At 42.3% G+C, this 7,217-nt stretch carries 6 protein-coding genes and 1 pseudogene; 6 read left to right on the forward strand and 1 reads right to left on the reverse strand.

Annotated features, from left to right (window positions below):
• From RYL27_RS11485 to RYL27_RS09945, 4 genes and pseudogenes are all read left to right on the forward strand, one after another.
• A pseudogene (locus tag RYL27_RS11485) lies at positions 1 to 164 on the forward strand (ABC transporter substrate-binding protein); the annotation flags it as partial.
• Positions 165 to 239: 75 nt separating this feature from the next.
• Complete coding sequence (locus tag RYL27_RS09935; RefSeq protein WP_314966950.1) at positions 240 to 1,121, forward strand: carbohydrate ABC transporter permease; 882 nt, start codon at positions 240 to 242, stop codon at positions 1,119 to 1,121.
• Entirely contained in the window at positions 1,118 to 1,945 is an 828-nt protein-coding gene (locus RYL27_RS09940; RefSeq protein WP_314832883.1) for a carbohydrate ABC transporter permease, read from the forward strand. Before RYL27_RS09935 ends, RYL27_RS09940 begins: the two co-directional genes overlap by 4 nt.
• Positions 1,946 to 1,980: 35 nt before the next feature.
• The gene (locus tag RYL27_RS09945; RefSeq protein WP_314966952.1) at positions 1,981 to 3,084 is read left to right on the forward strand and encodes a Gfo/Idh/MocA family protein; all 1,104 of its coding nucleotides are present in this window, start codon (positions 1,981 to 1,983) and stop codon (positions 3,082 to 3,084) included.
• Positions 3,085 to 3,092: 8 nt separating this feature from the next.
• Here RYL27_RS09945 and RYL27_RS09950 read toward each other — a convergent pair whose 3' ends face one another.
• A complete protein-coding gene (locus RYL27_RS09950; protein WP_314966954.1) occupies positions 3,093 to 3,908 on the reverse strand; it encodes an alpha/beta hydrolase in 816 nt (271 codons plus the stop codon).
• 399 nt (positions 3,909 to 4,307) lie between these two features.
• Here RYL27_RS09950 and msrA point away from each other — a divergent pair, with 399 nt between their 5' ends.
• Together msrA and RYL27_RS09960 are read left to right on the forward strand one after the other, a co-directional pair.
• Entirely contained in the window at positions 4,308 to 5,249 is a 942-nt protein-coding gene (gene msrA / locus RYL27_RS09955; RefSeq protein ID WP_314966956.1) for a peptide-methionine (S)-S-oxide reductase MsrA, read from the forward strand.
• Positions 5,250 to 5,452: 203 nt separating this feature from the next.
• Positions 5,453 to 7,162, forward strand: a complete 1,710-nt coding sequence (locus RYL27_RS09960) for a hypothetical protein (RefSeq protein ID WP_314966958.1) — start codon at positions 5,453 to 5,455, stop codon at positions 7,160 to 7,162.
• Positions 7,163 to 7,217 lie beyond the last annotated feature (55 nt).

The following is a 7,217-nucleotide window of genomic DNA, read 5'->3' on the forward strand; positions in this document are numbered from 1 at the left end:
TCGGATTTGAGCATGGACCAAGCGTACAGGCAGGTATCCTTACCAACCAGCACGTGATTGAAGAAATGTTCCAAGATATCATTACCAACGGAACAGATGTTAAGACAGCCGCTAAAGAAGCTGAAGATAAGTTAAACAGCTTAATGGAAGCTGCTACGCAATAATCTTTTTCTTCTCGGAAAAGGCTGCAAGAAGATTTCTTCTTGCAGCCTCTCCAAACTAGAAAGGTAGGTCAGAAAATGAAGACAAGATCTTATACGAAATGGTTGTTTGTACTTCCTGCCGTCATTGTCGTAGCCGCCCTTTTTGTCTATCCCATTTTTTCCAGTCTCTTTTTCAGTATGACCAGTAAGAATCTAATTCGACCAAGATACAGTTTTCTGGGACTGAAAAACTATAAAGATATTCTAAGTGATCCCAAATTTTGGGCAGCCTTTTTGAACTCTTTAAAATGGACTGTATTTTCCTTGTTGGGACAGATATTGGTAGGCTTCACTGCTGCTCTGGCCTTAAATCGGGTAAAGCTCTTTAAAGGGATGTATAAAACTCTACTGATTATTCCCTGGGCCTTCCCTTCCATCGTTATCGCCTTCTCTTGGACTTGGATTTTAAACGGAGTCTATGGCATTTTACCGAATCTTTTGGTGAAATGGAAAATTTGCGAAACCGCTCCACAGTTTCTCACAGAAAAGAATCTGGCTTTTATCGTACTGGTACTCATCAACATTTGGTTCGGAGCACCGATGATTATGGTCAATGTCTTATCTGCTTTACAAACTGTACCACAGGACCAGTATGAAGCCGCAAAAATCGATGGTGCCAGTGCCTTGCAGTCTTTTCAACACATCACCATTCCTCACATCAAGCTGGTTATGGGACTTTTGGTGGTTTTAAGAACGGTTTGGATTTTCAATAACTTCGACTTAATCTATCTGATTACCGGTGGAGGACCTGCCGGAAGCACGCAAACCGTCCCCCTTTATGCCTATGAAATGGGTTGGGGAACCAAGCTGCTGGGAAAATCCTCTGCTGTAACAGTGCTGCTGTTTATTTTCTTAATGAGTGTTTGCATTATCTACTTCACCATTATGAATTGCTGGGAAAGGGAGGAAAATAAATGAGAAAGAAATATTTTGCGAGCTTAATCAGCCACATCTACCTCTTGCTCCTCTGTTTCTTCGCCATTTTCCCCTTGCTATGGATTATTATTTCCTCCATTAAAGGAAAGGGCGAATTAACCGGGAATCCCACAGCCTTTCTCCCAAAGGTAGTAACTTTGGAATATTATCGCCATGTGATTTTTGATTTGGGATTCATTGTAAATATCCAAAACAGTGTCATTATTTCCTTAGCAACAACCGGAATTGCCATCACAATTTCCTCTTTGGCAGCCTATGGCATTGTTCGATTCTTCCCTAAAATCGGAACGGTACTATCGAAGGTTTTGGTTACCACCTACATTTTCCCTCCCATCCTTTTAGCCATTCCTTATTCCATCGTAATGGCAAAGCTGGGACTGACCAATACCAGAATCGGATTGGTACTGGTCTACCTTTCCTTCAGTATTCCCTATGCGGTTTGGCTTTTGGTTGGATTTTTTAAAACTGTACCCATAGGAATAGAAGAAGCCGCAAAGATAGATGGAGCCAATAAAATTCAGGTGTTTATGCAAGTAGTTATCCCCCTAGTTGCACCGGGTATCGTAGCCACCGCCATTTATACCTTTATCAATGTTTGGAATGAGTTTTTGTACTCTTTAATCCTAATCAATGATACTTCCAAGATGACTGTGGCTGTTGCCCTTCGCTCTCTAAACGGTTCAGAAATATTGGACTGGGGCGATATGATGGCGGCTTCCACATTGGTAGTAGTTCCTTCCATTATCTTCTTCTGCCTGATTCAGAATAAGATTGCAGGAGGACTGTCCGAAGGAGCTGTAAAGTAAGTTCTTGTAAATGATAAAAAAGCGAGGAATAAAATATGATGAATTATGCCGTAGTGGGTGTGGGCTATTTCGGTGCAGAATTGGCTCGTATCATGAAAGAACAAGAAGATGCACAGGTTGTTGCCGTATATGATCCGGAAAATGGAGAGACTATTGCGAAAGAATTATCCTGCGATGCAGAAGCAAGCTTGGAATCCCTTGTATCCAGACCGGATGTAAATTGCGTTATCGTGGCATCCCCAAATTATTTACACAAAGAGCCGGTAATTTTGGCTGCAAAGCACGGAAAGAATGTTTTTTGCGAAAAGCCTATCGCCCTCTCCTACGCAGACTGTGATGAAATGGTAAAGGCCTGCGAAGAAAATCACGTGATTTTCATGGCAGGACACATCATGAATTTCTTCAATGGTGTACACCATGCAAAGGAACTGATTAACGAAGGAAAAATCGGAAAGGTTCTCTACTGCCATTCCGCCAGAAACGGCTGGGAAGATGTGCAGGAGTCCGTATCCTGGAAGAAAATTCGGGAGAAGTCCGGAGGACACCTTTATCACCACATTCATGAGCTGGATTGTGTTCAGTTCCTCATGGGAGGGATGCCGGAAGAAGTTACTATGGAGGCAGGAAATGTGGCTCATCAGGGCGAGGCCTTTGGTGATGAGGATGATATGATTTTCATTACTGCTCGTTTTAAGGATGGCCGTTATGCTGTGATGGAATGGGGTTCCGCCTTCCGTTGGCCGGAGCATTATCTATTGATTCAGGGTACAAAGGGCGCCATCAAGCTGGATATGTTTGATGCCGGCGGCACCCTGAAGGTAGACGGAAAAGAAAGCCATTTCCTTCTCCACGAAAGTGAGGAAGAAGATGCGGACAGAACCCGCATTTACCATGGTACGGAAATGGACGGTGCCATTCAATACGGTAAACCCGGCAGAAAGCCCCCACTATGGCTACAGGGCATTATGAAGAAGGAAATGGCCTTCCTCAATGGTATAATGCACGGTAAAGAAGTAAGTGACGAATACAAGCCCCTTCTCACCGGAGAAGCCGCAAGAGCCGCTATTGCCACAGCGGATGCCTGCACAAAGTCCAGAATGGAAGACAGAAAGGTAAAGCTTTCGGAAATTATCGGATAAAAAGATAATCACTCTTTCATAATCCACCGGATAGCCTTTTCAATCCTTTGCTCCACTTCACAAAAATGGTTTCCGGGATTTAGCTCAAAATTCACACAGTAGCCCGAGGATTGGTAGTGCTCTACCAGTTCCCGGGTTTTTCTTTCTATGGTGGACAGTACGGCATGCTTTGTCTTCGCTTCCTCAATTCCCAAAGAAAGATAGAGCCTCTCCACTTTGCCCAGCATTTTCTTCTCCTTGGCAAAGGAAACGAAGCCTGGATACCAAAGAGAGCCGGAGACAGAGGCAATTCGAGAAAATAAAGTACTTCGATAGCCGGCATATAGGGCAAAAAGCCCCGCCAAGGAATACCCTGCCAAGGCATAACAGTTCGGCTCTTCTCCAAGAATTTCTACAGCCTTAGGAATAATTTCCTTTTCTAAGAGGGACAAATATTCATCCGCCCGGCCGATAAAGTCCTTTTCCGTATTAATTAAAGCGGGACTATTCCAGGGACACATGTCCTTCTGCCATTCCAAGTTATTGATACAAAGAAGCGGAAAGCTAAAGTACTCCTGCCCTTTTAAAAGCTTTACCACCGCCTCTTCCTCTTCGGAAAAGCAATGAAGAATCAGTAGCGGAGAGGATAATTTGCCTCCCAAAGCTTTTGCTTCCATAGTCTGACCATTTGTGTTCAGTCTGCTATTTGTATTCGCCTGATTTAATTTATTCTCCACCACACTTTCAAGCGGTTGATACAGTATCGCTTTCTTTCCCTCTACGGAAAAGGACGATATTTTCAGCTCTTTTTCCATTCCTATATTCTCCATTCCTATTTTTTCCATCTCTGCTTCCAACATATCTGGTTTCTACATCGCTGCTTTTGCATCGCCGGCTTTACATCCCCGGCTTCTGCATCATCGGTTTCTGCATCCCCGTTTTTGGAATCTCCGGTTCATACATATCCGGCTTCCGTCTCTCTATTTTCTGTATCTGTCAAAGTATCATTCTCTAACCACTCACTATACTATAGCATTGTTTTACTTTTCGAAATACAAATCTAAAAAAAGCCGGAAATCATGGGGAATATTGTAGATTGCCTTCTCATTTGTGCTAAAGTAAAAAAAGACTGCTAAAAATCAAAGCCATGATTTCTTTAGCAAATATTCTGCTAAATATTCTAGCTTTAATTTCAATGCCACAAGATTACTTCATGATGAACTTACCGTATGAGAGGAGTTACTATGCAGAAAACCATCTATCTTGCAGGAGGTTGCTTTTGGGGGGTAGAAGCCTATTTTCAAAGAATTCCGGGAGTGCTTTCTACCTGTTGCGGTTATGCCAACGGAAACAGCAGAAATCCCAGCTATAAAGAGGTTTGCCACAACAATACCGGCCATGCGGAAACCGTAAAAATAGACTACGATCCGGAGCGCCTGCCTTTAAAAAATCTTTTGCGCTATTATTTTCGGATTATTGACCCTACCAGCTTAAATAAGCAGGGAAATGATGTGGGCACCCAATACCGCACCGGCATTTACTATGTAGAGGAAGCGGATAAAGAAATTATCCTGGAAGCTCTAAAAAAAGAGCAAGAGCAGTACAGCTCTCCTTTGGTAGTGGAAGTGCTTCCCTTAGAAGCCTTTGACTCTGCGGAAGAATACCATCAGGATTATCTGAATAAAAATCCGGGAGGCTACTGTCACATTTCCCTTGCCCTGGCGGATGAGCCATTGATTGACTCAGAGCAATATCAGCCTCTTTCCGAAGAAGAACTACAGGAAAAGCTGACAAAAGACGAATACAATGTGCTGGTGAATAGTGCTACAGACCGCCCCTTTGAAAATGTTTATTGGGATACAAATGCCAAAGGGCTTTATGTGGATAGAGCCACCGGAGAGCCTTTATTTTCCTCCAAAGACAAGTTTCACTCCGCCTGCGGCTGGCCCAGCTTTGCAAAACCTATTGCCGGAGAAGTAATCCGCTATCTGGAGGATGATAGTCTGGGAATGCGTAGAATAGAAGTCCGTTCCCAAGGTGGTGACTACCATCTGGGTCATGTCTTTAATGACGGTCCAAGAGAACTGGGAGGCCTGCGCTACTGCATTAACTCCTCTTCTGTCCGCTTTGTTCCCTATGAGGAAATGGAAAAAGAGGGGTATGGAGAATTGAAGAAATATATATAAAAATCCATCTTCCTTGCCTTAGTTGCCGGCGCAACTAAGTTCCCTCCAGTCCCTATACGCTCTGACGTTCCATCTACTCTTCAAATCATATTGAAACGAAAACAAAGTATGATAAAATAGTAAAAATTAATGTTTGAATAGTACGGAACAAAAACAGAGACGATAAGTAAAATCTCTTAAAGAGAAAAGGCAAGGAGGGCAAAATGAAAGCAAAAAAACAATTCATTTTAGTACTATTCCTTCTCCTTAGCTTTGTTTTTCTGTCTTGTGCAAAGGCAGAAAAAGAAGCTGGCGGGACGGACAAAACAGGGGCAGAATCCGGTGATTCACAGGAGCCGCAGAAGGACAGCGGAGAAGAAAAAGAAGCACAAGCTGAAAGCACGATAATAGGAATGCCCCATATCCTTTTAGAAGAAATCGGAGAAAGGCACACAGATGCAAACTATCATTATCTGTATAGTATAGAAAGTACTAAGTTACACCTGAAGGAAGAGGGTGAGGAATTTGATGCCCTGAGAAGGGCCTTTGAAGACTATAACAAGGAAGTAGAAAACCTATATCAAAAGGATTTTGCGGAACTGACAAATATTGCTAATACTTCAGAAGAGGCCAAAAGGAATGTGGCGAACTACTTAGGAAATACTCCTGAAGTAAAGACCAATAGTGATGTTATTCGCGCAGACAAAAGCATCGTCAGCATTTTAAATTCCAAATCCATAGATTACACCGGAAGCGGAAGTGAGTATCAGTACTATTCTGTGAATTTTGATAGTAAAAGCGGAAAACGACTGGCTTTTTCCGATGTGGTAAAAGACAGGGACAGCTTCTTTGCTTTGGCAGAAAAAAGAGCACAAGAATCCGCAGGTACAGTGGTGGAATTTCCTCTTACACTTGTACAGAGTATAAAAGAGAAGGGAGATGAACTTACCTGGACAGTAAATGCGGAGGGCGTTTCCCTATATTCCGATATCGATCTTACCGGCCGGTCTCTTAAGTCTCCCAAAGTTCTTACCGTATATTTTGATGAAGGGGAGAATATATTTGCCGAAGAATATACTAAGACGGAAGAAGACTATGTAATCCCACTTTTTGACAATATGTATCTGGATTTAGATGTGGAGGGAAGCGGAAAACGGGAGCCCGTTTATCTAAAAAAACAGGAAGAAGAGGGAATGTTTTATTTGGATATCTCCGTCGTTTCCGGCAGTAGAGAAAGTGGAGCTGTGGAAGGCATTGACGGAACTCCATATCTTCTCAAAAAATCCGGAAAATACTACATTTACCTCTTTAAGGATGAAGAAGACGGGGTAACTTTACTCTATAGAATTGACCTCTCCACTATGGAATTAAAACCGGAGGAAAACTGGAATGTCGACCTATCCGCTAGAGAATACTACTTTAAAAATGTAGACAATATCGAATATACGCATCTTCTCAAGGAAAATTTTACGGATGCTAAAGGGTTTTGCGGAGCAGAAGACAACGGCTTTCTCAGTACCAATACTGTAGAAATAGACTGGTTGATTGATGCGGAAGCTTATCCAAAACCCAATGGAAACCGATACAAAATAACCAGCAATCATGTTATCCAGGCCATTCAAGATGTTCCGGTTCAAGAAGTAGATGCAAATGGGAATGCGCTAAAAGAAGGAACTATCCCCACCGGTTCCTATCTCCTACTGATGTATACGGATAATGCCTCTTACATGGATATGCGCATTGTTGATGAAAAATATATAGACAATGTAGGAAATGAGGACTTCAGCATTTTTAACCTAAATGATTTTAGTCAATTCCAATACAATGGAACTTGCTACCGAGTACCAGTTGAAAGAGATACGCAGAATTGGACTTTAAATATCAATGGAAAAGATGAAAATGAACTCTTTAGGGGAATGCTGTATGTTGGCTAATATTGGCTAAAGTCAACGCATGCCGGTTCTGATACTATCTTAAAGATTGGAAAAA

The sequence above is a fragment of the Oribacterium sinus genome (assembly GCF_963537195.1).
Taxonomy (GTDB): domain Bacteria; phylum Bacillota; class Clostridia; order Lachnospirales; family Lachnospiraceae; genus Oribacterium; species Oribacterium sinus_A.

Excerpts from the sequence above, each read along its gene's own strand:
- RYL27_RS09935 (WP_314966950.1), top strand. The coding sequence starts at position 240 with ATGAAGACAAGATCTTATACGAAATGGTTGTTTGTACTTCCTGCCGTC.
- RYL27_RS09940 (WP_314832883.1), top strand. The coding sequence starts at position 1,118 with ATGAGAAAGAAATATTTTGCGAGCTTAATCAGCCACATCTACCTCTTG.
- RYL27_RS09945 (WP_314966952.1), top strand. The coding sequence starts at position 1,981 with ATGATGAATTATGCCGTAGTGGGTGTGGGCTATTTCGGTGCAGAATTG.
- RYL27_RS09950 (WP_314966954.1), bottom strand. The coding sequence starts at position 3,908 with ATGGAAAAAATAGGAATGGAGAATATAGGAATGGAAAAAGAGCTGAAA.
- msrA (WP_314966956.1), top strand. The coding sequence starts at position 4,308 with ATGCAGAAAACCATCTATCTTGCAGGAGGTTGCTTTTGGGGGGTAGAA.
- RYL27_RS09960 (WP_314966958.1), top strand. The coding sequence starts at position 5,453 with ATGAAAGCAAAAAAACAATTCATTTTAGTACTATTCCTTCTCCTTAGC.